Origin of the sequence: Thiocystis violascens DSM 198, from assembly GCF_000227745.2 — a bacterium.
Taxonomy (GTDB): domain Bacteria; phylum Pseudomonadota; class Gammaproteobacteria; order Chromatiales; family Chromatiaceae; genus Chromatium; species Chromatium violascens.
Genome location: NC_018012.1, coordinates 1 through 23644, shown reverse-complemented (window position 1 = coordinate 23644; position 23644 = coordinate 1). Strand labels below are relative to the sequence as shown.

Below are 23644 nucleotides of genomic sequence, written 5' to 3'. Positions count from 1 at the left end.
TGTCATCTCATGCTCGCAAGCGCGAGCAATGAACGTGTCATTCGAGATTGAACAGGCGTCGGTAATTATCGCCGGTGATGGCCGCGATCTCCAACGGATCCATGCCGCGAATCCCGGCGAGACAGTCCGCGACATGGCTCACGTACCGCGGTTCATTGGGTTTGCCGCGATAGGGCACGGGCGCCAGATAGGGCGAGTCGGTTTCGATCAGCAGCCGATCCAGCGGCACCTGACGCGCGACCTCGCGCAATTCGACGGCCGCCTTGAAGGTCAGGATGCCCGAGAAAGAAATGTAAAAGCCGAGATCCAGTCCCTGACTCGCCATCTCCCAGTTCTCGGTGAAACAGTGCAGAACGCCGCCGACCTCGCTCGCCCGCTCTTCAGTCAGGATGCGGATGGTGTCCGCGCGCGCCTCGCGGGTATGGACGATCAGCGGTTTGCCGCAGGCGCGCGCGGCGGCGATATGGGTGCGGAAACGCGCCTGCTGCCAGGTCAGATCGCCCTCGCTGCGATAGGTATCGAGACCCGTCTCGCCAATGGCGACATTGCGGGGATCGGCGGCCAGTTCGACCAATTGCTCGACGCTCGCCTCGGTCCTGGTCTCCTGATTGGGATGCACGCCCACCGAGACCGCGACCTGAGGGAAGGGATCGACCAGTTGGCGCATCGCTGGATACTGCTCAAGGTCGATGGAGACGCACAACAGTTGGGTCACGCCGGCATCGGCGCAGGCGCCCATCAGGCGTGCGAAGTCGCCGTCATAGGGCTTGAGATCCACCCGATCAAGGTGGCAGTGAGAGTCGACGAGCATCGCGGTTCCTGACTGTGCGCGGTTGCGCGGTTACATGGTATGCGTGGGCCGGTCGGAATTGAGCGCGCCGGCCAGATAGGCCTCGATCTTGCGCCGCGCGCCTCCCTTATCCTGTTCGCTGAACTGGACACCGACACCAATGGAGCGGTTCCCCTCGGCGCCCGCCGGCGTCACCCAGACCACCTTGCCGGCGACCGGGATGCGGTCGGTCTCTTCCATCAATTGCAGCAGCAGAAAGATCTCGTCGCCGAGTTGATAGTTTTTGGTGGTCGGAATGAACAGACCGCCATTCTTGATGTACGGCATAAAGGACATATAGAGCGCGCTCTTGTCCTTGATGGCGAAACTGAGAATCCGCTGTTGCCCGCCCAGCGATCCAGCGGACGTCGTGGTCGCACTCATCTTCAGGGTCTCCCATGATCGCGAAGGTGATTGAGCATCGACCATTCGATGGCCAGCGATTCCAACAGCAAGAGTGGATTGACATTGGTTTCGGCCTGGGCGCGCCCTTCCAGAACCTGCCTCAGGAAACGATGCCCGGACGCCGGATCGAGGTGCCCCGCGAGACGCGCGAAGTCCGCGTGCCGGTCCGGGTTGTCCAGTCTGACCGGTTCGTTGGCGACCATCAAGCGCAGCAGATCGCACAGCCATCCCGCGAGCCAGTCCAGGATCTGCCGCGCGCCGAGCGTATTCCAGACCGCCGCCTCGCTGACCGGATCGCGGGTTCCCGCCGCGATCGCGAGAAATCCGGCCAATCGCTGGCGCCGCTGTTCGAGCAGGTCGTCATCGAATTCGGCGAGCGCGCGCAGTGGAGCGCCATGGGCCAGCCGCAGCCGGAGTGCCTGATCGCTTCGCGAGGTCTGTGCGCTCAACCAGGCCAGCGCGTCCGACTCAGCCGGGATCGGCACCTTGATCTGCTGACAGCGACTGCGGATGGTCGCGGGAAGCTGGCCGATTCGCTCGCCGATCAGACAGAGGATGGTCCGTCCGGCGGGCTCTTCGAGGGTCTTGAGCAAGGCATTGGCCGCCGCGGGGTTGAGCCGATCGGCAGGATCGATCAGCGCCACCTTCCAGTCGGCGCGGCTCGGCGTGAGCGATTCGCGCCCCGCGAAGTCGCGGATCGTCCCGATCGTGATCTCGCCGGACTTGGCTTCGGGGTCCGGTCCGACCCGGATCAGATCCGGATGGCTTCCGGCGGTCACCAGATGACAATCGGCACAGCGTCCACAGGCCACACCCTGAGCGTCGCGTTCGCGACACAGGAGCGAACGGGCAAGGCGTTCGACAAGCTGGCGTTTGCCAACCCCGCGCGGACCGCTGATGAGCAGACCGTGCGCCAGCCGATCCGCCGCGCGCGACGCTTGGAGCCGTGACCAGATATCGGCCAGCCAGGGCAAGGGGGCGTCAGGCACTGTCATGCGTTCGAATCCGCGTACCGACCGTTCAGCGTCAGGTCAATAAAGACCGTCGCCAGTTCACGGACATGATCGGTGACTTCCGGAAGAGACGCGCTGGCATCGATCAATCGATACCGTTCTGGACAGGCGTGCGCACGTTCGCGGTAGACCGCGCGGACGGACTCGAAAAACCGTAGCGCCTCCTGCTCGAAGCGATCCGCTTGGCCGCGACGTCTGCGCGCCCGCTCCAGGCCCAGAACCGGCGGCAGGTCGAACAATAGGGTTAGATCGGGACGCAGCGAACCCTGCACCAGATTTTCCAGAATCGCGATGCGCGCGGGATCGACCCCGCGGCCGCCGCCCTGATAGGCATAGGTCGCATCCGTGAAACGGTCGCAGATCACCCAGATTCCGGACTCCAGGGCCGGACAGATGGTCCGCTCAAGATGCTCTGCACGGGCGGCGAACATGAGCAGCAATTCGGCCGTCTCGCTCATCCCGGTGTTGAGCGGATCCAGCAGCAAGGCGCGCAGGCGCTCGGCAATGGGCGAACCGCCGGGTTCGCGCGTCGTGATCAGGCTTAGGCCGCGCTCGCGCAGAAGTCGGGCCAGTTGATCGACCTGGGTGGACTTGCCAGCGCCTTCGATGCCTTCGAGCGTGATGAAACGCCCTCGTTTCGTGGATTCCATGATCTCAACCGCTCTTTCTAGGTGTTCCAGGACTCGGATCGATGCGCTCGACGCGAAGGTTGCGCGGCATCCCTGTCGGGGCGAATTCATTCGCCCCGACAGGCCAGCGTCCTGCTCAAGGGATGGAGATGCCCTTATCTCCGTGCGAATCCCACACAAGTAGAATTGATGACACGCCCTACGGCTTACCCAGAATATAACGCCGGACGGCTCGATTATGCGCATCGAGCGTGCCCGAGAATTCGTGACTGCCATCGCCCCTGGCAACGAAATAGAGACTGTCGCCGTCCTGCGGCTGAAGCGCGGCGCGGATCGCCTCGCGCCCCGGCAGGGCGATCGGAGTCGGCGACAGGCCATTGATCATGTAAGTATTATAAGGATTCGACTCGCGCAGATCGGCGCGCCGAATGTTGCCGTCGTAGCGCTCGCCCAAGCCATAGATGACCGTCGGATCGGTCTGCAGCCGCATGCCCTGCTGGAGCCTGCGCACGAAGACCCCGCCGATTTGCGGACGCTCGGCGGGCACGGCGGTTTCCTTTTCGATGATCGAGGCCAGAATCAGGGCTTCGTAGGGTGTGCCGATGGGCAGACCTGGGCGGCGTTTCTCCCATTCCTCCGCCAACACCCGATCCATGCGTTCCAGCGCGCGACGCAGAACATCCAGCCCCCCGGTCTTGCCTGGAAAGCGATAGGTATCTGGAAAAAACCGGCCCTCGGGATGCTCTCCAGCCCGCCCGAGTTGGGACATCAATGCCTCGTCGGTCAGATTCGCGAGCGAATCGCCGCCAAGCCGCGGATGAGCGTCGATGGTCGCGAGTGCCTGACGGAAGGTCCAGCCCTCGACCAGCACGATGGAATATTCGATCACCTGGCCCGAGGTGATGCGCTCCAGCACCTGCGGCGGGGTCATGGTGGCCGTCAGCTCGAATTCGCCAGCCTTGATGCGCGCCTGATCGCCCTGCAGATAGGCCAGCGCGATGAAATACCAAGGATGTCTCAGGATGCCCCGGTCGGTCATGCGGCGCGCGAGCGCGCGGAGCGAGGTGCCCTTGGGGATGTCGAGGGTCATGCTTTCGGCCGGCAGGGTGACCGGCGCGGTCACGAAGCGGCGATAATCGATTGTCAGGACGGCCAGCAGGGATCCTGCGGCAATCAGGAAAACGAAGAGGCTGGTGCGCCAGATCATCGAACAAAATCATCCCGGTGTTTGAGCGGCCTGTCGGACAGCGTCCAACAGAGACCAGGGCAAACGCGTTAGGTCGAACGAATGCCCCGCGAGTTCCCGCACGGGCCAGATGCCCACGATGGCGTTGGTGAGGAACAATCCCCGCGCGAGGCTGAGATCGGCGGGTTCGAGCCGTGACTCGACGCAGTCAAGACCCGATTGAGCCGCCAGATCCATGGTCAAGGCCCGCCGGGTTCCGGCGATCCCGCTACGATCGACCGGCGGTGTCAGAAGCCGCCTCCCATCCCACAGAAAGAGATTGGTCCGGGTGCCGCCGACGACACCACCGGACGGATCGAGCATCAGTCCCTCGGCAATCGTCGGATCGCTCCATTCGCGACTGCCCAGGACGGAATCCAGCCGGTTCAGGTGCTTGATCCCAGCCAGCGCGGGATTGATGGAGGCGGGAGTGCGGCAGTAACGGACTGAGACGCCCTCCTCCCAGGATCCGAGCGGATCGAGAGGCAAGGGATAGGTCAGCAGGATGCGCCGCGGTTGCGGCGAGTCTGGCGGACGATAGCCTCTGCCGCCGCGCCCTCGGGTCAGGATCAGTTTCAGCACGCCGTCATCCAGTCCGTGCGCCGCGTCGGCAATCTCCGCAGCCAGGCTTTTCGGGTCGGGCGATGGAATCCCCAGTCGACCGGCCCCGCACGCAAGTCGGTCGAGATGCCGCTGCCATTGACAGGGACGCTCGTCCCGAAGCCGGATGGTCTCGAACAGACCATCCCCGTACTGCAAACCCCGATCGACGACCTCGAGCAGATCCTGACCCCGGCCATCGACCAACACCCGCAACGGGCCACCGCTCCTAGCGGAAAATCCCCGTGTCGACACCATTGGCTTGACTTTTCAATGGGTCCATCGAAACCCGAATCAGGCGCGACGGAAGGCCAGCGTCCCGTTCGTGCCGCCAAAACCGAAGGAATTGGAGATCGCGACATCGATCTTCATCTCGCGCGCCGTGTTAGGCACGCAGTCGAGATCGCAATCCGGGTCCGGCGTCGAGTAATTGATGGTCGGCGGCGCGACCTGATCGCGTAGCGCCAGGATAGTGAAGATCGCCTCGGCGCCACCGGCCGCGCCCAGCATGTGCCCGGTCATGGACTTGGTCGAGCTCACCGCCAGCTTGTAGGCATACTCGCCAAAGGCGCGCTTGATGGCCTTGGTCTCGGCGATATCGCCCGCCGGAGTGGCGGTGCCGTGGGCGTTGATGTAGTCCACCTGCTCCAGATTCAGACCCGCGTCGTTCAGGGCCAGCAACATACAATCGCAGGCGCCCTCGCCGGTCTCCGACGGAGCGGTCATGTGATAGGCGTCGGAGTTCATGCCAACGCCGACCAGCTCGGCATAGATGTGCGCGCCACGCGCCTTGGCCCGCTCGTATTCTTCCAGCACCACGACCCCGGCACCATCGCTGAGGACGAAGCCGTCGCGTTCCTTGTCGAAGGGGCGGCTGGCTCCCTCGGGATCGTCGTTGCGGGTCGAGAGCGCGCGCGCGGCGGCGAAACCGCCCAGCCCGACCGGCGAGGTCGCCATCTCGGCGCCGCCCGCGATCATGACATCCACATAGCCGTGGCGGATCATGATGGCCGCCTCGCCAATGTTGTGCGAACCGGTGCTACAGGCCGAAACGATGGAGTAATTCGGTCCCTTGAGCCCGAATTTAATCGACAGATTGCCAGCCACCATGTTGATGATGTTGGCTGGGACAAAGAAAGGCGAGATGCGCCGCGGCCCTTTATCCCGATACGCCTGGTAGTTGTTCTCGATGCCGGTGATGCCGCCGATGCCCGAACCGATGGCGACACCGATGCGCCGACGGTTGGAGTCGTCGATCGTCAGACCGGAATCGGCGATGGCCTGACAGCCCGCCACCATGCCGTAATGGATAAATTTATCCATCTTCTTGGCTTCTTTTTCCGAGATATATTCGCTCGGATCGAAGCCGTAGATCGGCCCGCCGAAGCGGGTGCTGAACGGTTCGATATCGAAGTGGGTAATCGGTTTAATCCCACTCTTGCCGGCCAGGATGCTCTCCCACGAGGACTTGACGTCCAGACCAACCGGAGCCACAAGGCCCAATCCAGTGACGACTACCCTTCTGCCTGCCATTACGTACCTCTATCGTTCAGAACGCCACAGTCGACGCGCCCGAGCCGCGCACCGTGCGTCGCACAGCCCCGCGCGGTTCGAAATTTCGAAATCAAGCCTGATGCGCGTTGATGTAGTTGATGGCCTGCTGGACCGTCGTGATCTTTTCCGCGTCTTCGTCCGGAATCTCGGTTTCGAATTCTTCCTCGAGCGCCATGACCAATTCCACGGTATCGAGAGAGTCCGCGCCCAGATCGTCCACGAAAGACGCTTCGGCGGTGACTTCCTCTTCCTTGACACCCAATTGTTCGATCACGATTTTACGAACTCGATCTTCAACGCTGCTCATAGGAACGATTCCTCACGGATGAATAAAAAAGGCCCTTGCTGGACCACGCGGTATTCTAGTGACAAACGATGGCCGATGAAAGCTGCGCGATGAACGGCTGCCATTCCCGGTCTTCTTTCAAGTGACTGATTGAATTCCTTCAACTCACGCCATGTGCATACCGCCATTCACGTGGAGCGTTTCCCCGGTGATATAGGCGCCCGCCGCGGAGGCCAGAAAGACCGCCGCGCCGGCGATCTCCTCGGGTTTTCCCAAACGTCCGAGCGGGATGGCGCCAAGCAGGGTCTCGCGCTGCGCATCCGGCAGGGCGCGGGTCATATCGGTATCGATGAAACCCGGCGCGATACAGTTGACCGTGATCGCGCGGGAGCCGACCTCGCGGGCCAGCGCCTTGGTGAAGCCCATCATCCCAGCCTTGGCGGCGGCATAATTGGCCTGACCGGCATTGCCCATGGCGCCGACCACCGAGGCGATATTAATGATGCGACCCTTGCGGGCCTTGGTCATGGCACGCAGACAGCCCTTCGAGAGCCGATAGACCGAACTCAGATTAGTGTCGATCACCGCGTCCCATTCGTCGTCCTTCATGCGCATCAGCAGATTGTCGCGGGTGATGCCGGCGTTGTTGACCAGGATGGTCGGCGCGCCGAGCTGTTCGGTGACCTGACTCAACGCGGCGTCCACCGATGCCTGATCCGAGACATTCAGCACCAGACCGATGCCCGGATAGCCGGCATCGCTCAGCGCCTGCGCAATGCCAGCCGCGCCGACCTCGGTGGTGGCCGTGCCGGCGACCCTGGCGCCCTGTTCGGCCAGCGCCATCAGAATGGCGCGGCCAATCCCGCGCGAAGCGCCGGTGACGAGTGCGATTTCATCGTTAAGCATGGGCTGTCATCTCCAGTGCCGCGTCCAGTGTCTTGGGGTCGAAGACCGGCAGCGTCGTCAGGTTGTCGTCGATACGTTTGCAGAGTCCGGTCAAAACCTTGCCTGGACCGCACTCTATGGCTCTTGTCACCCCTTGCGCCGTGACCGAACGAACCGTCTCGACCCAGCGCACGGGGCTGTAAAGCTGCCTGACCAGGAGATCGCGCAGCGCCTCGACACTGTCGGCGGGCGCGACATTCACGTTATGAATGACCGGGACAGTCGGCAAGGACAGGGGGACATCCGCCAGTCGTTGCGCCAGACGCTCGGCGGCGGGACGCATCAGGTCGCAATGCGAGGGGACGCTGACCGGCAGCGGCAGCGCTCGCTTGGCGCCCGCCAGCTTGGCGGCGGCGATCGCGCGCGTGACCGCGGCGGTTGCGCCGGCGATCACCACCTGTCCGGTCGAATTGAAATTGACCGCGGCCAACACCGCGCCTTGTGCCTGTTCCGCGCAGAGCGCGATGACCTGATCGTCGTCGAGTCCGAGTACCGCCGCCATGGCGCCCTCGCCCGCCGGAACCGCTTCCTGCATGAAACGAGCGCGGTCGGCGGCCAGACGCACGCCGTCGGCGAACGGCATCGCCTCGGCCGCAACCAGCGCCGCATATTCGCCCAGGCTGTGTCCAGCCATCAGGGTCGCCGGTCGACCGCCCACCTGTGTCCAGACCCGCCAGACGGCGACCCCGGCAACCAACATGGCAGGCTGCGTGTTCTCTGTGCGGTCAAGATCGTCTTTCGGCCCCTGACTGACCAGTTGCCAGAGATTATGACCCAGCGCCTCGGACGCCTCGTCGAAGGTGTGCAGAACGCCTGGATAGGCGGCGGCGAGCGCATCGAGCATCCCGACGGATTGCGCGCCCTGACCTGGAAAAAAAACCGCGAGCTTCTGTGTCATGAAAAACGAACCGCTAAAAATCAGTAACGAATCAGCACCGAGCCCCAGGTAAAACCGCCCCCGAAGGCTTCCATCAAGAGCGTCTGGCCGCGCTGGATACGACCATCGCGCACCGCCTGATCGAAGGCGAGCGGAATGGAGGCGGACGAGGTGTTGCCATGTTCGGCCACGGTCACCACCACGCGCTCCATCGGAAGATCGAGCTTGCGGGCGGTCGCCTGGATGATGCGGATATTGGCCTGATGCGGAATCAGCCAGTCGATGTCGGATTTGCTCAGGTTGTTGGCTTCAAGCGTCTCGTCGACGATCCGGCCAAGGGTGGTCACGGCGATCCGGAAAACTTCATTGCCCTTCATTTCCATGAAGGCGGCTTCCGGGCGTCCGTTTCCATGCCCGCCCGGAACCTGAAGCAGGTCTTTGTAAGCGCCATCCGCGTGCAGATGGGTTGAAATGATTCCCGGCTCCTCGGCGGCACCGAGCACGACAGCGCCCGCGCCATCCCCGAACAGCACGCAGGTGCCGCGATCTGTCCAGTCGAGCAGGCGAGAGATGGTCTCCGCCCCCACCACCAGGGCATGCTTCGCGGCCCCGGTGCGGATGAATTTATCGGCGACGTCCATCGCGTAGACAAAGCCGGCGCAGACCGCCTGCAAGTCGAACGCCGGACAGCCGTGCACATCGAGACGCTGCTGCAACAGACAGGCGGTGCTCGGAAAGAACTGATCCGGCGTGGTGGTCGCGACCAGGATGAGATCCAGATCCGATGCCTGAATTCCGGCGGCCTCCAGCGCCTTGCGCGCGGCAGCCTCGGCCAGATCGCAGCAGGTTTCGCCCTCGGAGACCAGATGGCGCTGCTCGATCCCAGTGCGTTCCCGAATCCAGGTGGCGTTGGTGTCGACGATCGCTTCAAGATCGGCATTGGTGACGACGCGCGACGGCAGATGACTGCCCGTCCCGAGCACACGGGAATACTTCATCAGGCCGTTTCCCTGTATTGTTCGCTGCCCAGGTGGAGACCGACCTGTTCGCTGATGCGCCGGGGGATATCCGCGTGGATTTCTTTTTCGGCGATGTAAATCGCATTCTCGAAGGCGAGCACATCCGCGCCGCCATGACTCTTGATCACGATGCCGCGCAGCCCCAGCAGACTGGCGCCATTGTAACGACGCGGATCCATGGTGCGGCGAAAGCTTTTGAGAATCGGCATTGCCGCCAACCCGGCGAGACGGGTGAACCAGGTTCGCTTGAACTGGCTGGTCAGCGAATGGCGCACGAACTTGGCGACGCCTTCGCTGCATTTCAGCGCGACGTTGCCGACAAAACCGTCCGACACTACTAGATCTAGGTCGCCCAGGAAAATCCCGTCGCCTTCCACGTAGCCGATATAGTTCAGACCGCTATGCGACAGGAGTTCGTGCGCCTGCTTGACCTGCTCGTTGCCCTTGATCTCTTCCTGACCGATATTGAGCAGCGCGACCCGAGGCCGGGCGATACCATCGACCGCGGAGACCAGCTCGCTACCCATCACCGCGAATTGAAAGAGATGCTCGGCCGTGCAATCCACGTTCGCCCCGAGGTCCAGCATATGCGTGTGACCATGGACGGACGGCACGGCGGTGATGATGGCCGGGCGATCCACATTCGGGAGCATTTTCAGCACGAAGCGCGCGGTCGCCATCAGCGCGCCGGTATTGCCGGCACTGACACAGCCATCGGCCACGCCATCCTTGACCAGGTCGATGGCGACCCGCATGGAGGAATCTTTTTTGCCGCGCAACGCCTTGGACGGCGATTCGTCCATCGCCACTTCCTGCGTCGCCGGATGGATGCGAATCCGCTCGCGGGAAGCGCTGCCCAAGTGCTCGTTGATCCGGTCCTCGTTGCCGACCAGAATCAATGCGACCTGCGGGTTATCCGCCTGAAACCGCAGCGCCGCCGCAACCACGACTTCCGGACCATGGTCGCCGCCCATGGCATCCAGCGCAATTGTGCAGGTCGGCGCGGGCCGAACCTGTTTGTCGCGACGCGAGCTCACAAGACGAACGATGCCAAAGCGACTGGGTCCGGTCACTCCGATTTATCCACAACCTTGCGACCACGGTAAAAACCGTCGGGGGAAACATGATGACGGAGGTGCGTCTCGCCACTGGTGGGATCGACCGACAGCGTCGGCTTGCTGAGCGCATCATGCGAACGGCGCATGCCGCGCTTCGAGGGGGTCTTGCGATTTTGCTGGACAGCCATTTCTAAATCTCCGGGCAGGACACGTACCGACGAAGCGTCATGGTGCCTGCAAAACGTACATGAAAATTTGATAAATCTTGTGTCCGGAGGCGGTCAGCGCCTTGTCACAAGCCAATCCCAGGTAATTCCGCACCCGGTTACGCCTTATCGACGCCCCTGATCCCCGCCAGGACAGCGAACGGGTGCGGTTTTTCCGCTGATGGATCGAGACCGGATTCCGACGCGCTTGCGCTCCGTTCCGGCGACCGGGAAGACGCACGCGCCTGTACCGGTTCCGGCGGCTGACAGAGGCCATCGCCATGGCGCGGCACTGCGGGAATCGCGAGCAGAAGCTCGTCCTCGATCAAGGCCGCGAGATCGAGCGAATCCCCCGCGACCACGCACGGGTCAATGTCGTCGGGCAGTTCCCCGGCCAATTGATCCGTCTTGACCAGCGCCAGCCGCAGCGGTGCGTCGACCGCGATCTCTACCGCCCCCAGACAGCGTTGACACGGCAAACGCAGACAGGACCGGACGTGACCGATCACCAGCGCGCGGCCTTCCGGATCGCGCTCGAAGCGCAACCGGTAGTCAACCCGCGCCGGCGGTGCGTCCTCACGCGCAAGAACGATCTCAGCCAAGCGCGGCAATTGGCTCAACGCGACCTCGCCGGTGAATGCGAGACCGTACCTGACCGCGCGCCAGGGATCGAGATGATCGGATAAGGCAATCGACATAAGCGCGTAAATTTAACCGATCAGCGGTGATTCCGTCAATTGGCCTGAACGGCGTCCACTCGGGCATTGCGGTTTGATTGGGCTTGCGATGCCGCGCGGATTGCTGCGCTCGGGAGACATTTTTTTGGATCCTGCCCGTACCGCGCTGATGGTGAACGTTTTTGCAACACGCTGCATCGTCTCGGCGTTAACCCTGCAATTATCTGATCGTCATGCGTTTTTTGTGAAATTTCATCAAGCATTCGCGCGTTCATGTGTATTCGCATCGATACAGGGGAGAAACTCAATACGTTATTGTTATTTAAGTTATTTCTTGAAAACAGGATTTTATCGCTCACCGGAAGACACAATTTCCTACCGGCCACAATTCAAAAACACAATAAAATCAAAATATTGAAAATTGGCACTAACTTTGCTTTTCGGAATGACGTGACTGCCCAACGATTCTGCACCGATATGCGCCGCACAGTTTGAGGCGTGTATCGCCAAGGCAGTGATTCGGGACAGAACAAATTCATTTCTAAAATTAAGGCCGACAAGAAGGAGCCAAACCGATGAGAACGACGACGCGAATTGCCCTGCTCGGAGGCGTCTTGATCGGTGCTTCATGCGCTGCAAACGCCGAAACGAGTCACGCCATTGCGTTGAGTGTTGAACAAATGGATGGCGTCACGGCGGCTGGATTGACCTTCGGCGCCCCGCTGGCGAGCAGCGAAGCACTCTCTCATGCAACAGGCGCATTCGTCATCACAGGATCTCAGAGCAAAACCCTAACATCCAAAAGCGACCCCGCTGGCCTCCCCCCGGTTCTTAACACGTATGGAACCGTCTCTTACGGTTTGTCCATGGCGGCTAACGGTGGCGATCAGAGCATCCCTGGATCAAGCGAGGCAAATGTAACGGCCACAAACTCACTGCCATTCGCGGACGTCATCGGAGGCACGGTACATGGCCGGTACGAAGGTGCGAACGGCGTGATCGAGAGCACCGCATCGGTCTATATCGGAGGTGCTTGGATCTCCATGGCGCCTGCCTGGGTCAAGAGTGGGCTATGACAGGAAGCGGGCGGTTCCCTACGCGTGAAAGCCGAGGATTAAGTCCACGGACTTAGATTGAGAGGCGGATACGTACAGTCATCTTTACCGCATGACAGGGATGCCGTGCTGCAAGCAATGGTGCCCAGCATCGTTGCGTGAACGGATGAGGGAGGATTCTTTATCTCTCTCATGCCGACTGATATCAGGAAGAGTCAAGTCGGCAATTCGCGGCGGGCGACCGTCGTAGTCAAACTAAAATTACCTTTGTGGAGAGATCAAATGAAAAATTTCGCGATTAGCCTGAGCGCTGCTTCCCTGTTGGTCTTAGCCGGTGTCGCCTCTGCGGGGCAGCAGTTGACGAGCGCCGAGATGGACGGCGTGACGGCTGGTGGTTTTGCTGGCGGCTTCGCTTGGGGCACGGCCACTGGCCCTAATGTCGTGACGTATGGCACAGTCAACACATGGACTGCGGGTGGGCAAGCGGTCGATCCACAGGCGGGTGTTTTCTACCCGGTCACTTCCCACGTCGACACCGAGGCACTGGCCGTCGCTAATGCCCCGACAAGCGAGGGCGGACCTGGTGGTGGCGTCTACGGTGCCGGCGCAACTCTCGGCCAAGCAACTGGCAACCTGTTCTCCGAAACCGCGAGCGGTTTCCAAGACGATGAAGGCGTCGTGTTTGATGCGACCACTGGCTTTGCGAGTGTTCCTGGCCTGAACAGCAGCGGTTTTGCCACCAATAGCTCCGCAGCCGCATCCGTGCTCGAGCCGGCTACTGCCCACAGCTTCGCCGCTGCGGCCTCTGGTCTGTCGTTCTGATGAAGGCGACTTGCCGTCTCAAGCGTTCTTGAGTTCGAGCGCGAGAGGATGCCCCCGCGCCACGGCGCGGGGGTATTGCTTTGTCAAATCGGACCTTACCCGCTTTCAGTCCAGCAGAGGCGATGACTTTTATGAACCAGGAGATGCGTCAAACATCAATGTGCGCCGTTCTGTGTGCGATCCTCTTGCTACCGCTGACAGCCGCACAAGCTCAGACCATACCCTATTTTGCGGGCGCTTGGTCAGGCAGCACAGCCGGTACATCCAATACGGCCAGTTCGACCACCGCAACCCTGATTCTGACCTGTGGTCTACCCGGAGCCAGTTCCAGCAACCCCTCCTCCACCGCTAGCGGCAATTGCACCTGTACCGAAACCGGCAGCGGCAGCGTCTCCTGCAGTTGCGCGAGCGGAACGGGCAACGCACCAGCCGTCGGCACTGCCGGATCCTTCAGCTTTTCCGCCAGTTCCAATACCCCCGAGGCGCTGCTCGATAAAGTCAGCGCCGCCGACAATTGCGCCGAAGCCAAGGCGCTGATCGAATCGAATTCGGGACGCAGCGGCGGTGCCTGCTCCATGATCTCCGCTGATAGTCTTGCCCCGCTCCTCTTCGTTTGCGACATCGTCGGCGAGAGTTTCTGACATGCAGCCCCGCCGTCTGGCTCCCTTCGCCGCCTTGGCGCTAACGCTGTCGTGTGGCATCGGCGTCGCCGCCGATCCCGTGAAGTCGCTTCTGGAGATACGTCGCGAGAACGTGGTGATTCAGGAATGGGATCTGAGCTGCGGAGCGGCCGCCCTGACCACTCTGCTCCATCACCAATACAAGGATCCGGTCACCGAAAAGGAGGTCGCCACCGCCCTCATCGACCGTGCCGAGTACATTGCAAACCCGCAATTGGTTCAGGTCCGCGAGGGGTTTTCTCTGTTGGATCTGAAGCGTTACGTCGATGCGCGCGGCTACACGGGCATCGGCTTAGGCAAGATGACCCTGGACGATCTGGAGCGGAAAGCGCCCACGCTGGTGCCAATCCATACCAACGGCTATAACCACTTCGTCGTGTTCCGTGGCCGTCTGGGTAACCGCGTCCTGCTCGCGGATCCGGCCTGGGGCAACCGCACCATGACAACCGAACAATTCAATCGCGCCTGGATCGAGTATCCCCGGATTGGCCGGGTTGGGTTCGTCGTGGAGACCGATGACAAGCGCGTGCATGCCCTGGGCTCGCTCAAACCCAATCCAAGGGATTTCGTGACGTTCAACTAACGTCTCAATGTCCGGCGGACGCGGGGAGTGCCGCGCGGATCTGCCCCGCCAGACCGCGTGCCTGCAGAACCACGGCATCCTTGATCGCCTTCGCAAGCGCCGGTCGCGACAACAGGCGCCCGTTCATCTCCAGACTGGTCGGCGAGGTGCCATAGGCGGCGAGCGGATCCGCCAGCGTCAGCGCCGTGTCTTCGACGGATCGCCAGGGATATCCGCAGACCGCCTCCCCGGCGCTCGGAGTCTCGAAACGGAGCCGGATCGACAGCCCGTCATAACCACGCGCATCGATCGTCACCCCGGTCCAGACCGCCGGCGTCGTGGCAGGCAATTGGGTCAGAACCAGCGTGCGACAAAAACTCAGACGGACATCCTCCGAGGGATTCCCGCAGCCGGAGAGGAACGTGGCGCATGCCAAGAGTCCGAAGAGGGTGCCAGGCATCTTGTCAGAGGTTCTCATCGTTCGCCTATAAAATTCCCGAATATCATTGTCCCTGCTGCCAGACTCAGGACTTCCTGGCCTTGGCAAAGGCATCCGCCATGGTTCCGCCCGCCGCTGGCGGCGCGGGTTTCGGAGCCGGCGCGGATGGACGCTCGTGTGCCGGGCGCTTGGACGCCTGCTGGCGCGCTGGCGGCGCTCCGTGACCGGAAGGGCGCTCGGCACGCATTCCTGACTCCTGATGCCGCTCGGCGGACTCCCCCAGCCGCATGCTCAGTGCAATCCGCTTGCGCGGCAGGTCGATCTCCATCACCTTGACCTTGACCAGATCGCCGGACTTGACGACCTCGTGCGGATCCTTGACGAAGCGGTCGGACAGCACCGAGATATGCACCAGACCGTCCTGATGCACGCCGATATCGACGAAGGCGCCGAAATTGGTGACGTTGGTCACCGTGCCCTCCAGGATCATGTCCGGCTTGAGGTCGGCGAGCGTCTCCACGCCCTCCTTGAACTGGGCAGTCTTGAACTCGGGGCGCGGATCGCGACCCGGTTTTTCCAGTTCGGCCAGGATGTCCTGAACCGTCGGGACGCCGAAGCGCTCGTCGGTGAACTGCCGGGCATCGAGCTTGCGCAACGTGGCGCTGTCGCCGATCAGCGCGCGGATGTCCTTGCCGGTGCGCTCGACGATGCGGCGCACCACGGGATAGGCTTCGGGATGGACCGCCGAGGCGTCGAGCGGCTCGTCGCTGTCCGGCACCCGCAGAAACCCCGCGCTCAACTGGAACGCCTTGTCGCCGAACCGTGGCACGGCCATGAGTTTTTTACGATTCGGAAAGGCGCCATTGGACTCGCGGAACTGCACGATATTCTCGGCCAGACCGCGATTGAGTCCGGACACCTGGGTCAGCAGCGGCACCGAGGCGGTGTTGAGATCCACGCCGACCGCGTTGACACAGTCCTCGACCAGGGTATCCAGCGCGCGGGCCAGGCGGCTCTGATTGACATCGTGCTGATACTGGCCGACCCCGATCGCCTTGGGATCGATCTTGACCAACTCGGCGAGCGGATCCTGCAAGCGACGGGCGATGGAGACCGCCCCGCGCAGCGAGACATCCAGCTCGGGGAGTTCCTTGGACGCGAATTCGGAGGCCGAATAGACCGAGGCCCCAGCCTCGCTGACCACCATCGCGCGCAGACCCAATTCCGGATGACGCGCGATCAGGTCGCGCGCGAGCCGGTCGGTCTCGCGCGAGGCGGTGCCGTTGCCGATGCTGATGAGCTTGACGCCGTGCGTCTTGGCGAGCGTCCCAAGCCGCGCCAGCGAGGCATCCCACTGATTCTTGGGGACATGCGGATAGATGGTGTCGGTCGCGGCGACCTTGCCCGTCGCGTCGACCACCGCGACCTTGACGCCGGTGCGCAAGCCCGGATCGAGCCCCAGGGTCGGCAGCCGCCCCGCCGGCGCGGCCAGCAGTAGCGCCTTGAGATTGAGACCGAAGACCCGGATGGCTTCCTCCTCGGCGGATTCCAGCAGACGGCCCTTGAGTTCCAAATCGAGCCGGGTGAGCAGCTTGATACGCCAGGTCTTGCGCACCGTCTCGGCCAGCCAGTCGTCGGCGGCACGTCCCTGATGACGGATACCGAACCGCGCGGCGACCCGTGCGCGGCAGAGCGCGTCGGGATCCTCGCCCTCCCCGGCCAGCAATTCCAGGCTCAGAACGCCCTGATTGCGGCCCCGGAAAAGCGCCAGCGCGCGATGCGACGGGATCTTGGCGATAGCCTCGCGGTAGTCGAAATAATCCGCGAACTTGCTGCCTTCCTGCTCCTGCCCCTCCATCACCCGCGAGACCAGAATGCCGCGCTCCCAGAGATCGTCGCGCAGTTGGCCGGTCAGTTCTGGATCCTCGGCGAAGCGTTCCATCAGGATCTGGCGTGCCCCTTCGAGCGCGGCGGCCGGGTCGGCGATGCCTTTGGCCGCGTCGACGAAATCCGTGGCGCGGCTCTCGGGGGTCAGGGTCGGATCGGCGAGCAGTGCATCCGCCAGCGGTTCCAACCCGGCCTCGCGGGCGATCATCGCCTTGGTGCGGCGCTTTTGCTTGTAGGGCAGATAGAGGTCTTCGAGCCGCTGTTTGGTTTCGGCGGACAGAATCTCGGCATGCAGTTCGGCGGTCAGCTTGCCCTGCTCCTCGATGCTCTTGAGTACCGCCACCCGGCGTTCGCCCAATTCGCGCAGATACCCGAGCCGCTCCTCCAGATGACGCAACTGGATATCGTCGAGACCGTCGGTGACTTCCTTGCGATAGCGGGCGATAAAGGGCACGGTCGCGCCCTCGTCCAGCAGCCGGATGGCCGCCTCCACCTGGGCCGGGCGGGCGGCGATTTCCTGGCTGATGATCTCGATCATGCTAATCATAGGGTTCAAAATGTCCGGTACAGGCTGGAATCAGCGTCGACATGCACGGTCGATGCGCTCGATGGGGTTCAATCGATACGGCAGGTCTCGCCATAGACGGCCATGATCTGCTTTAATTCGGCAATCAGCAGGGCGCGTTCGCGGGGGCTCAGGCCCTGAGTCTCGGGAAGCGCGGCACCCGCCTCCAGGGCGGCGAGATCGCGCCGCACCTGACGACAGCCCTTCTGACACAGGGCCTCGATACGCGCCTCGACGCGGGATTCTTCTAGCGTGTGCACAAACGCCTCCTGATCCTGGGGCGGGCATTATAGGTGGATTTCCAGGGACTCGGTGGATTTGGGACGGACTCGGGTGGATCGACCGAGTCGCGGACGGAGATCCCACGGGCAAACAGAAGATGCCCGTCCCCTTAGAAGCATAGACAGGATCATGCAGGATTTGCGATGTCAGAAGTCATCCATTGGAGACCCGCCCGCGGATCGTTGGACCTCGACGCCGGGGATCTCCATCTGTGGCGGATTCGCACCGACGACCGCGGCCTGGATCTCGACGAGGGTCTATCGTTGCTCGGCGAACATCAGCAGGCGCGCGCCCGGCGCATGCGTCACGCGGCCTACCGCGAGCGCTATGTCCGCTCGCACGCGGGATTGCGTCTGATCCTCTCGCGTTATCTCGACCTCGCACCCCGCGCCATCGCGTTTGAACACGGCCCGGCCGGCAAGCCATTTGTTACGGCGAGCGCCCTTTCGTTCAACCTGACCACTACCGGCGATCTGGCCCTCGTCGGCCTCTGCACCGGAGCGGCGAGCGAGTTGGGCGTGGATTGCGAGTGGATTCGCCCGCGTGTCGATCTTCAGGGCGTCGCGAAGCGCATGTTCGAGCCGGACGCGCTCGGGAGACTGGCGGCAGCCCCCGAAACGGAGCGGCTGGAGTGTTTTTATCGGGCCTGGACCGCGCTCGAAGCGGATGCGAAGTCGGACGGACGCGGATTGTTTCGACCCCGCGCCACCGACGCGGTCCGGCCCGCGATCGCGCACTGCATCCCCGAAACCGGGTATGTCGCCGCCGTCGCCCGCGCGTGGCTTCCGCCGATCGCGCAATGGCTGACGTTTGAACTGGATTCGCGCTAGCCTAGCCGGACAGGCTCTCCATCCGAATCCTCATCACCGCTCCCTGCACCGACTCCAGCGCCTCGATCCGCGCGATGGCTTCGTTCATCCGACCCTCGATCACCCGATGGGTGAGCATCACCAATGGCACATGGGTTTCGCCCTCGCCCGGTTCCTTCTGCTTGATGGCCTCGATGCTGATCCCCTCCTCGCCCAGGATACTGGCGATGCGCGCCATGACGCCCGGCTGGTCGAGCGCGGAGAGACGCAGATAGTAGGCGGTCTCGATTTCGTCCATCCGCAGCACCGGCGTATCGACCAGCTCATCGGGCTGGAAGGCAAGATGCGGCACGCGGTTGTTGGGATCGGTCGTCAGGGTGCGCACCACGTCGACCAGATCGGCGATCACCGCAGAGGCGGTCGGCAGAGCGCCGGCGCCAGCGCCGTAATAGAGAGTCGGTCCAACCGCGTCGCCCTTGACGAGGACCGCGTTCATCACGCCGTCGACATTGGCGATCAGACGACGCTCCGGGATCAGGGTCGGATGAACGCGCAACTCGATGCCGCCCGGCGAGCGCCGCGCGATCCCGAGATGCTTGATGCGATAGCCCAGCTCGGCGGCATAGGTGACATCCAGCGCGCCGATCTTGGAAATGCCCTCGGTAAAGCAGCGCTCGAACTGCAACGGAATGCCAAAGGCCAGCGAACCCAGGATGGTGAGCTTGTGGGCCGCGTCGATGCCCTCGACATCGAAGGTCGGATCGGCCTCGGCGTACCCAAGCGCCTGCGCCTCGGCGAGCACGTCGGCGAAATCGCGCCCCTTGTCACGCATCTCGGTCAGGATGAAATTGCCGGTCCCGTTGATGATTCCGGCGATCCATTCGATATGGTTGGCGGCCAACCCCTCGCGCAGCGCCTTGATGATGGGGATACCGCCGGCGACCGCCGCCTCGAAGCCGACCATCACGCCCCGCGCCTGAGCGGCGGCGAAAATCTCGTTGCCGTGACGGGCGATCAGCGCCTTGTTGGCGGTGACGACGTGCTTGCCGTTGGCGATCGCCTTCAGAACCAGTTCGCGCGCTGGAGAATAGCCGCCGATCAGTTCGACGACGATCTGGATCTCGGGATCGTCCACCACCGCGAAGGCATCGTCGCCGATCCGCCCGACGTGCTCCAGCCCCTCGATGGACGCGGGGTTGTAGTCGCGCGCCGCGGCATGTGCGATCTCGATGCCGCGTCCCGCGCGCCGCGCGATTTCATTCGCGTTGCGGGTCAGCACGGTCAAGGTTCCGCCCCCGACCGTCCCCAACCCCAACAATCCAACCTTCACCGGTTCCATTCATTTCACCTCGTTTAAAAACCAGAGTCGGATGGCGCAAAGCACCAGACACACCCCTGGACACCGCGGCGCGGTGTCACGAAAAAGACCAAACACTTCGTAAAAGCGGGCCTCAAGCCGCTTTTACGAATGGCGGAACATCTCCTTGATGCCGCGTACCGCCTGCCGCGTCCGATGCTCGTTCTCGATCAGACCGAAGCGCACATGGGTATCGCCATACTCGCCAAAGCCGATTCCCGGCGAGACCGCGACCCGGGCCTCGCGCAGCAGCTTTTTCGAGAACTCCAACGAACCCATTTCCCGATAAGGCTCCGGAATCGGCGCCCAGACGAACATGGTCGCCTTGGGCGGCTCGACCGCCCAACCGGCGGCATTGAGCCCGCTGCAGAGCACGTCGCGCCGGCTCTCGTACATATCCCGGATCTCGGTCACGCAGCCCTGCGGGCCTTCGAGCGCGGCGATGGCCGCGACCTGAATCGGCGTGAAGGTGCCATAGTCCAGATAGGACTTGATGCGCGCCAGGGCGCCGACCAGGGTCCGGTTGCCGCACATGAACCCGACGCGCCAGCCGGGCATGTTGTAGCTTTTGGACATCGAGAAAAACTCGACCGCAATCTCCTTGGCCCCTGGAATCTGGAGGATCGAGGGCGCCTTGTAGCCGTCGAAGACGATGTCGACATAGGCAATATCGTGCACCACCCAGATGCCGTGCTCGCGGGCGATGTCGATGACCTTCTGGAAAAAATCCAGCTCCACGCACTGGGTCGTGGGATTGCCGGGAAAGTTGATCACCAGCATTTTCGGCTTGGGCCAGGATTCCTGGATCGCCTTCTGGAGTTCCTCGAAGAAATCCACCTCGGGCGTCAGGCGCACATGGCGCACGTCGGCGCCGGCGATGATGAAACCATAGGGATGGATCGGATAGGCCGGGTTGGGCACCAGCACCGTATCCCCGGCGCTCATGGTCGCCAGCGCCAGGTGGGCGAGCCCTTCCTTGGAACCGATCGTCACGATCGCCTCGGTCTCCGGGTCCAGATGCACATCGAAGCGATCCCGATACCAGTGACAGATGGCGCGCCGCAGGCGGGGAATGCCGCGCGACATCGAATAGCGATGGGTATCCTTGCGAACCGACGCCTCGACCAACTTGTCGACGATATGCTGGGGCGTGGGCTGATCCGGATTGCCCATCCCAAAGTCGATGATATCCTCGCCTCGGGCTCGTGCCTCCGCCTTCAACTCATTGACAATGTTGAAGACATAAGGCGGCAACCGCTTGATGCGGTGGAAATCTGACTCGGGGGCAACCACTGGCGACCTCTTGATGTTGGCGTGGACTGAAGGCATAGAGTCTACAGTCGCGCCGATGCACAAACAACGCATGCCATGATGAACCGACTCCCGACCCGGTTTTGCCTTTTCCTGATCCTGACGGCAACGCTGACGAGCGGCGGTGGTTGCAGCCGTGTCAGCATCGTCTACAACAGCGCCGATTTTTTCGCCAAGCAATACGCAGACGACTATCTGAGTCTCGCGGACGACCAACTCGCGAGCTGGGAACCGCGCCTGAAGGCGGAACTCGCGCGCCATCGCGCGGAGGAACTCCCCGCGCTCGCGGCCTTCTTCGACAAAACGCGACTGGCCAGCCGGGCGGGCTTCGACGCACGCAACACGGCCTGCCTGATCGCGCAATTCCGCGACCTCTACCGGCGTCACGCCCGAGTCGCGGTCACGCTTGCAACGCCGTTGCTGGCCAACCTGACACCCACCCAGATCGACGCGCTGGAACGCAAATTCCGCCAGCAGGCGCGCGAGGACCGACAGGATCTGGCCACGCGCGACCTGGCCTGGGAGAAACGCAAACGCGCCAAACGCTACGTCAAGGCGATCGAGGACTGGACCGGACCATTGCAGGCCGGTCAACCGGAAATTGTCGCCGAGGTGACTGGACGCATGCCGGATTCCGAGACGGCCCTGATCGACTATCGCGCCCGCAAGCGCGAGGAGCTGCTGTCGCTGCTGAGAACACGTGCCGACGAAGCCCGGATTCAGGCGTTCATGACGGCCTGGCTGGTCGAGTTCAGCGACCTGCCGTCCAGCCTCGAACGCGACGGCGATGCGATTGGCGAGCGCATCGGCGAGCTGTTCATGCGTCTCGGCGCCAGCCTGGACGAGCGCCAGCGCGAGCGGCTCGACCAGCGTCTGCGCCAATTGCGTGACGAGCTGCTGAATCTGCAGAATCAGCCGCGCCTGGCACCGCTGGATTGCTAGGGCGAGCGCTCGACGCGTATGTTGCACGGCATCCCTGTAGGGGCGAATTCATTCGCCCCTACAAGCCTGCATCCGGGGCTGCATCTCGCCCGCCAGCTCCGGCGCTTCGCTGATTTCCGAACCGATTCCGATAAAATCGCCACACCGAATCCCCACGGATTCGCCCAACCTCCGAGGATTTCACAGTGACTGAACGTGTTGTCGACGTCGCCATCATCGGTTCCGGTTCCGCCGGACTCAACGCACTCGCGCAGACCCGGCGTGCCGGCAAGACCTTTGTCCTGATCAATGGGGGCGAACCAGGCACCACCTGCGCGCGAGTCGGCTGCATGCCCTCGAAGGCCATGATTCAGGTGGCCGAGGACTACCATCGCCGCACCCATCTGGGTAAATACGGCATCGACGGCCACGAGGCCATGACCCTGGACATCCCGGAGGCGCTGGAACATGTCCAGGATCTGCGCGACACCTTCGTGGATCGGGTGCTCGGCAGCAGCACCGACGACATGCCCGAGGATCTCTTTATTCAGGATCACGCCCGCTTCATCGAGCCGACCCTGATCGAGGCCGCCGGTCAGCGCATCCGGGCCGGAGCCGTCGTCATCGCGACCGGCTCGCGCCCCGTGGTTCCGGCGGCCTGGACGCACTTCGGCGAGCGGGTCATCACCACCGACGACCTGTTCGAGCTGGCCGACCTGCCGGCCTCCATGGCCGTGATTGGCCTCGGCACCATCGGTCTGGAGCTGGGCCAGAGTCTGTCCCGGCTGGGCGTGGACATCACCGGGTTCGATCAACTCCATGTCATCGCCGGCACCCAGGATCCGGAGGTGAGCCAGACCGCAATCGACCTTCTCGGCAAGGAGTTCCCGATCCATCTGGGACAGGCCGCCGAGATCCACGAGGAAGGCGAGCAGCTTCGGGTCACGGCTGGCGCTCACAGCGTCGTCGTGGACAAAGTGCTGTGCAGCATCGGGCGGGCACCCAATGTCGCGGGGCTGCAACTGGAAAACCTCGGGGTGCCGCTCGACGCGCGGGGACTCCCGACCTTCGATCCGAACAGCATGCAGGTCGGCGATCTGCCGGTCTTCATCGCCGGAGACGTGACCGGCGACCTGCCCCTCCTTCACGAGGCCGGCGACGAAGGCAGGATCGCCGGGTACAATGCCGCCCATGGCGAGACCGCCAGATTCCGCCGCAAAACCCCGCTCTTCATCAATTTCTGCGACCCGAACATCTGCGCCGTCGGTCTGCGCTGGAACCAACTGGACATGGAGACGACCGCCGTCGGTCAGATCCGCTTCGCGCCGGTCGGGCGCGCGCTGATCATGGGCAAAAACAGGGGCGTGCTGCGGGTCTATGCCGACAAGGCGAGCGGACGTCTGCTCGGCGCCGAGATGATCGGCCCCAAGGGCGAACATCTGGCCCATCTGCTCTGCTGGTGCATCGAACGGAATCTGACCGTCGGGGATCTTCTGCGCCTGCCCTTTTATCATCCGGTCATCGAAGAGGCGCTCCAGGCCGCGCTCTATGACCTCTATGCCAAGGTCGACACGAAGAATGAAGGCGGATTGATCGAGCTGGCGAGATTGCCGGATTAAGGTCATTTCCGG

General features: G+C 62.8%; 27 protein-coding genes. 6 read left to right on the top strand and 21 right to left on the bottom strand.

Annotated elements, in window-relative coordinates; all coding sequences use genetic code 11:
• Positions 1 to 37 precede the first annotated feature (37 nt).
• The 15 genes from THIVI_RS00150 to THIVI_RS24340 all read right to left on the bottom strand — a co-directional run bounded on the left by THIVI_RS00150 (position 38) and on the right by THIVI_RS24340 (position 11682).
• Complete coding sequence (locus tag THIVI_RS00150) at positions 38 to 811, bottom strand: TatD family hydrolase (RefSeq protein ID WP_014776627.1); 774 nt, start codon at positions 809 to 811, stop codon at positions 38 to 40.
• A gap of 30 nt (positions 812 to 841) precedes the next feature.
• The gene (locus THIVI_RS00145) at positions 842 to 1213 is read right to left on the bottom strand and encodes a PilZ domain-containing protein (RefSeq protein WP_014776626.1); all 372 of its coding nucleotides are present in this window, start codon (positions 1211 to 1213) and stop codon (positions 842 to 844) included.
• A 2-nt stretch (positions 1214 to 1215) separates the two neighbouring features.
• Complete coding sequence (gene holB, locus THIVI_RS00140; RefSeq protein ID WP_014776625.1) at positions 1216 to 2229, bottom strand: DNA polymerase III subunit delta'; 1014 nt, start codon at positions 2227 to 2229, stop codon at positions 1216 to 1218.
• Positions 2226 to 2897, bottom strand: a complete 672-nt coding sequence (tmk, locus tag THIVI_RS00135) for a dTMP kinase (protein ID WP_014776624.1) — start codon at positions 2895 to 2897, stop codon at positions 2226 to 2228. The genes holB and tmk overlap by 4 nt, the downstream gene beginning before the upstream one ends.
• Before the next feature lie 178 nt (positions 2898 to 3075).
• Positions 3076 to 4083 (bottom strand): endolytic transglycosylase MltG, encoded by a 1008-nt coding sequence (gene mltG / locus THIVI_RS00130; RefSeq protein ID WP_014776623.1) that lies wholly within the window; start codon positions 4081 to 4083, stop codon positions 3076 to 3078.
• Positions 4084 to 4092: 9 nt separating this feature from the next.
• Complete coding sequence (gene pabC / locus THIVI_RS00125; RefSeq protein WP_245537459.1) at positions 4093 to 4911, bottom strand: aminodeoxychorismate lyase; 819 nt, start codon at positions 4909 to 4911, stop codon at positions 4093 to 4095.
• 84 nt (positions 4912 to 4995) lie between these two features.
• A complete protein-coding gene (gene fabF, locus THIVI_RS00120; protein WP_014776621.1) occupies positions 4996 to 6234 on the bottom strand; it encodes a beta-ketoacyl-ACP synthase II in 1239 nt (412 codons plus the stop codon).
• 91 nt (positions 6235 to 6325) lie between these two features.
• Complete coding sequence (acpP, locus tag THIVI_RS00115; RefSeq protein ID WP_014776620.1) at positions 6326 to 6562, bottom strand: acyl carrier protein; 237 nt, start codon at positions 6560 to 6562, stop codon at positions 6326 to 6328.
• Between the two features lie 144 nt (positions 6563 to 6706).
• Positions 6707 to 7447, bottom strand: a complete 741-nt coding sequence (gene fabG, locus THIVI_RS00110; protein ID WP_014776619.1) for a 3-oxoacyl-ACP reductase FabG — start codon at positions 7445 to 7447, stop codon at positions 6707 to 6709.
• The gene (gene fabD / locus THIVI_RS00105) at positions 7440 to 8384 is read right to left on the bottom strand and encodes an ACP S-malonyltransferase (RefSeq protein ID WP_014776618.1); all 945 of its coding nucleotides are present in this window, start codon (positions 8382 to 8384) and stop codon (positions 7440 to 7442) included. The genes fabG and fabD overlap by 8 nt, the downstream gene beginning before the upstream one ends.
• A gap of 20 nt (positions 8385 to 8404) precedes the next feature.
• Positions 8405 to 9361 (bottom strand): beta-ketoacyl-ACP synthase III, encoded by a 957-nt coding sequence (locus THIVI_RS00100; protein ID WP_014776617.1) that lies wholly within the window; start codon positions 9359 to 9361, stop codon positions 8405 to 8407.
• Positions 9361 to 10419, bottom strand: a complete 1059-nt coding sequence (gene plsX / locus THIVI_RS00095; protein WP_281054904.1) for a phosphate acyltransferase PlsX — start codon at positions 10417 to 10419, stop codon at positions 9361 to 9363. Before plsX ends, THIVI_RS00100 begins: the two co-directional genes overlap by 1 nt.
• A 32-nt stretch (positions 10420 to 10451) precedes the next feature.
• On the bottom strand, positions 10452 to 10628 hold the full coding sequence (gene rpmF, locus THIVI_RS00090) for a 50S ribosomal protein L32 (protein ID WP_014776615.1): 177 nt from the start codon (positions 10626 to 10628) through the stop codon (positions 10452 to 10454).
• A 137-nt stretch (positions 10629 to 10765) separates the two neighbouring features.
• A complete protein-coding gene (locus THIVI_RS22380) occupies positions 10766 to 11344 on the bottom strand; it encodes a YceD family protein (protein WP_014776614.1) in 579 nt (192 codons plus the stop codon).
• Between the two features lie 35 nt (positions 11345 to 11379).
• Positions 11380 to 11682 carry a hypothetical protein gene (locus THIVI_RS24340; RefSeq protein WP_157174321.1) on the bottom strand — a complete coding sequence of 101 codons (303 nt, stop codon included), beginning with the start codon at positions 11680 to 11682 and terminating at the stop codon, positions 11380 to 11382.
• A gap of 216 nt (positions 11683 to 11898) precedes the next feature.
• Between THIVI_RS24340 and THIVI_RS00080 the strand changes: the two genes are divergently transcribed.
• The gene (locus tag THIVI_RS00080) at positions 11899 to 12399 is read left to right on the top strand and encodes a hypothetical protein (RefSeq protein ID WP_014776613.1); all 501 of its coding nucleotides are present in this window, start codon (positions 11899 to 11901) and stop codon (positions 12397 to 12399) included.
• A gap of 261 nt (positions 12400 to 12660) precedes the next feature.
• Positions 12661 to 13200: a hypothetical protein gene (locus THIVI_RS00075; RefSeq protein ID WP_014776612.1), complete on the top strand. Its 540-nt coding sequence runs from the start codon at positions 12661 to 12663 to the stop codon at positions 13198 to 13200.
• Positions 13201 to 13423: 223 nt separating this feature from the next.
• Here the strand turns inward: THIVI_RS00075 and THIVI_RS24335 are convergent, their stop codons facing one another.
• Complete coding sequence (locus THIVI_RS24335) at positions 13424 to 13777, bottom strand: hypothetical protein (RefSeq protein ID WP_157174320.1); 354 nt, start codon at positions 13775 to 13777, stop codon at positions 13424 to 13426.
• 65 nt (positions 13778 to 13842) lie between these two features.
• Between THIVI_RS24335 and THIVI_RS00065 the strand changes: the two genes are divergently transcribed.
• A complete protein-coding gene (locus THIVI_RS00065) occupies positions 13843 to 14463 on the top strand; it encodes a C39 family peptidase (protein ID WP_014776610.1) in 621 nt (206 codons plus the stop codon).
• A gap of 4 nt (positions 14464 to 14467) precedes the next feature.
• On the opposite strand, the gene THIVI_RS00060 is transcribed toward THIVI_RS00065, so the two are convergent.
• The 3 genes from THIVI_RS00060 to THIVI_RS00050 form a co-directional block, all read right to left on the bottom strand.
• Complete coding sequence (locus THIVI_RS00060) at positions 14468 to 14902, bottom strand: hypothetical protein (RefSeq protein ID WP_052314914.1); 435 nt, start codon at positions 14900 to 14902, stop codon at positions 14468 to 14470.
• A 64-nt stretch (positions 14903 to 14966) separates the two neighbouring features.
• Positions 14967 to 17315, bottom strand: a complete 2349-nt coding sequence (locus THIVI_RS00055) for a Tex family protein (protein ID WP_014776608.1) — start codon at positions 17313 to 17315, stop codon at positions 14967 to 14969.
• 68 nt (positions 17316 to 17383) lie between these two features.
• Positions 17384 to 17593 (bottom strand): hypothetical protein, encoded by a 210-nt coding sequence (locus THIVI_RS00050; RefSeq protein WP_014776607.1) that lies wholly within the window; start codon positions 17591 to 17593, stop codon positions 17384 to 17386.
• A 165-nt stretch (positions 17594 to 17758) separates the two neighbouring features.
• Here THIVI_RS00050 and THIVI_RS00045 point away from each other — a divergent pair, with 165 nt between their 5' ends.
• Positions 17759 to 18445, top strand: coding sequence for a 4'-phosphopantetheinyl transferase family protein (locus THIVI_RS00045; protein ID WP_014776606.1), 687 nt, complete (start codon positions 17759 to 17761; stop codon positions 18443 to 18445).
• Position 18446: 1 nt separating this feature from the next.
• Here THIVI_RS00045 and THIVI_RS00040 read toward each other — a convergent pair whose 3' ends face one another.
• The gene (locus tag THIVI_RS00040; RefSeq protein WP_014776605.1) at positions 18447 to 19763 is read right to left on the bottom strand and encodes a homoserine dehydrogenase; all 1317 of its coding nucleotides are present in this window, start codon (positions 19761 to 19763) and stop codon (positions 18447 to 18449) included.
• 123 nt (positions 19764 to 19886) lie between these two features.
• The gene (gene alaC, locus THIVI_RS00035) at positions 19887 to 21074 is read right to left on the bottom strand and encodes an alanine transaminase (RefSeq protein WP_014776604.1); all 1188 of its coding nucleotides are present in this window, start codon (positions 21072 to 21074) and stop codon (positions 19887 to 19889) included.
• Between the two features lie 75 nt (positions 21075 to 21149).
• On the opposite strand from alaC, the gene THIVI_RS00030 reads away from it, so the two are divergent.
• Together THIVI_RS00030 and THIVI_RS00025 are read left to right on the top strand one after the other, a co-directional pair.
• Entirely contained in the window at positions 21150 to 22034 is an 885-nt protein-coding gene (locus THIVI_RS00030; protein WP_014776603.1) for a DUF6279 family lipoprotein, read from the top strand.
• Positions 22035 to 22219: 185 nt separating this feature from the next.
• Positions 22220 to 23632: a dihydrolipoyl dehydrogenase gene (locus THIVI_RS00025; RefSeq protein ID WP_014776602.1), complete on the top strand. Its 1413-nt coding sequence runs from the start codon at positions 22220 to 22222 to the stop codon at positions 23630 to 23632.
• Positions 23633 to 23644: the final 12 nt, after the last annotated feature.

Excerpts from the sequence above, each read along its gene's own strand:
- THIVI_RS00150 (WP_014776627.1), bottom strand. The coding sequence starts at position 811 with ATGCTCGTCGACTCTCACTGCCACCTTGATCGGGTGGATCTCAAGCCC.
- THIVI_RS00145 (WP_014776626.1), bottom strand. The coding sequence starts at position 1,213 with ATGAGTGCGACCACGACGTCCGCTGGATCGCTGGGCGGGCAACAGCGG.
- holB (WP_014776625.1), bottom strand. The coding sequence starts at position 2,229 with ATGACAGTGCCTGACGCCCCCTTGCCCTGGCTGGCCGATATCTGGTCA.
- tmk (WP_014776624.1), bottom strand. The coding sequence starts at position 2,897 with ATGGAATCCACGAAACGAGGGCGTTTCATCACGCTCGAAGGCATCGAA.
- mltG (WP_014776623.1), bottom strand. The coding sequence starts at position 4,083 with ATGATCTGGCGCACCAGCCTCTTCGTTTTCCTGATTGCCGCAGGATCC.
- fabF (WP_014776621.1), bottom strand. The coding sequence starts at position 6,234 with ATGGCAGGCAGAAGGGTAGTCGTCACTGGATTGGGCCTTGTGGCTCCG.
- acpP (WP_014776620.1), bottom strand. The coding sequence starts at position 6,562 with ATGAGCAGCGTTGAAGATCGAGTTCGTAAAATCGTGATCGAACAATTG.
- fabG (WP_014776619.1), bottom strand. The coding sequence starts at position 7,447 with ATGCTTAACGATGAAATCGCACTCGTCACCGGCGCTTCGCGCGGGATT.
- fabD (WP_014776618.1), bottom strand. The coding sequence starts at position 8,384 with ATGACACAGAAGCTCGCGGTTTTTTTTCCAGGTCAGGGCGCGCAATCC.
- THIVI_RS00100 (WP_014776617.1), bottom strand. The coding sequence starts at position 9,361 with ATGAAGTATTCCCGTGTGCTCGGGACGGGCAGTCATCTGCCGTCGCGC.
- rpmF (WP_014776615.1), bottom strand. The coding sequence starts at position 10,628 with ATGGCTGTCCAGCAAAATCGCAAGACCCCCTCGAAGCGCGGCATGCGC.
- THIVI_RS22380 (WP_014776614.1), bottom strand. The coding sequence starts at position 11,344 with ATGTCGATTGCCTTATCCGATCATCTCGATCCCTGGCGCGCGGTCAGG.
- THIVI_RS00080 (WP_014776613.1), top strand. The coding sequence starts at position 11,899 with ATGAGAACGACGACGCGAATTGCCCTGCTCGGAGGCGTCTTGATCGGT.
- THIVI_RS00075 (WP_014776612.1), top strand. The coding sequence starts at position 12,661 with ATGAAAAATTTCGCGATTAGCCTGAGCGCTGCTTCCCTGTTGGTCTTA.
- THIVI_RS24335 (WP_157174320.1), bottom strand. The coding sequence starts at position 13,777 with ATGGAGCAGGCACCGCCGCTGCGTCCCGAATTCGATTCGATCAGCGCC.
- THIVI_RS00065 (WP_014776610.1), top strand. The coding sequence starts at position 13,843 with ATGCAGCCCCGCCGTCTGGCTCCCTTCGCCGCCTTGGCGCTAACGCTG.
- THIVI_RS00060 (WP_052314914.1), bottom strand. The coding sequence starts at position 14,902 with ATGCCTGGCACCCTCTTCGGACTCTTGGCATGCGCCACGTTCCTCTCC.
- THIVI_RS00055 (WP_014776608.1), bottom strand. The coding sequence starts at position 17,315 with ATGATTAGCATGATCGAGATCATCAGCCAGGAAATCGCCGCCCGCCCG.
- THIVI_RS00045 (WP_014776606.1), top strand. The coding sequence starts at position 17,759 with ATGTCAGAAGTCATCCATTGGAGACCCGCCCGCGGATCGTTGGACCTC.
- THIVI_RS00040 (WP_014776605.1), bottom strand. The coding sequence starts at position 19,763 with ATGGAACCGGTGAAGGTTGGATTGTTGGGGTTGGGGACGGTCGGGGGC.
- THIVI_RS00030 (WP_014776603.1), top strand. The coding sequence starts at position 21,150 with ATGATGAACCGACTCCCGACCCGGTTTTGCCTTTTCCTGATCCTGACG.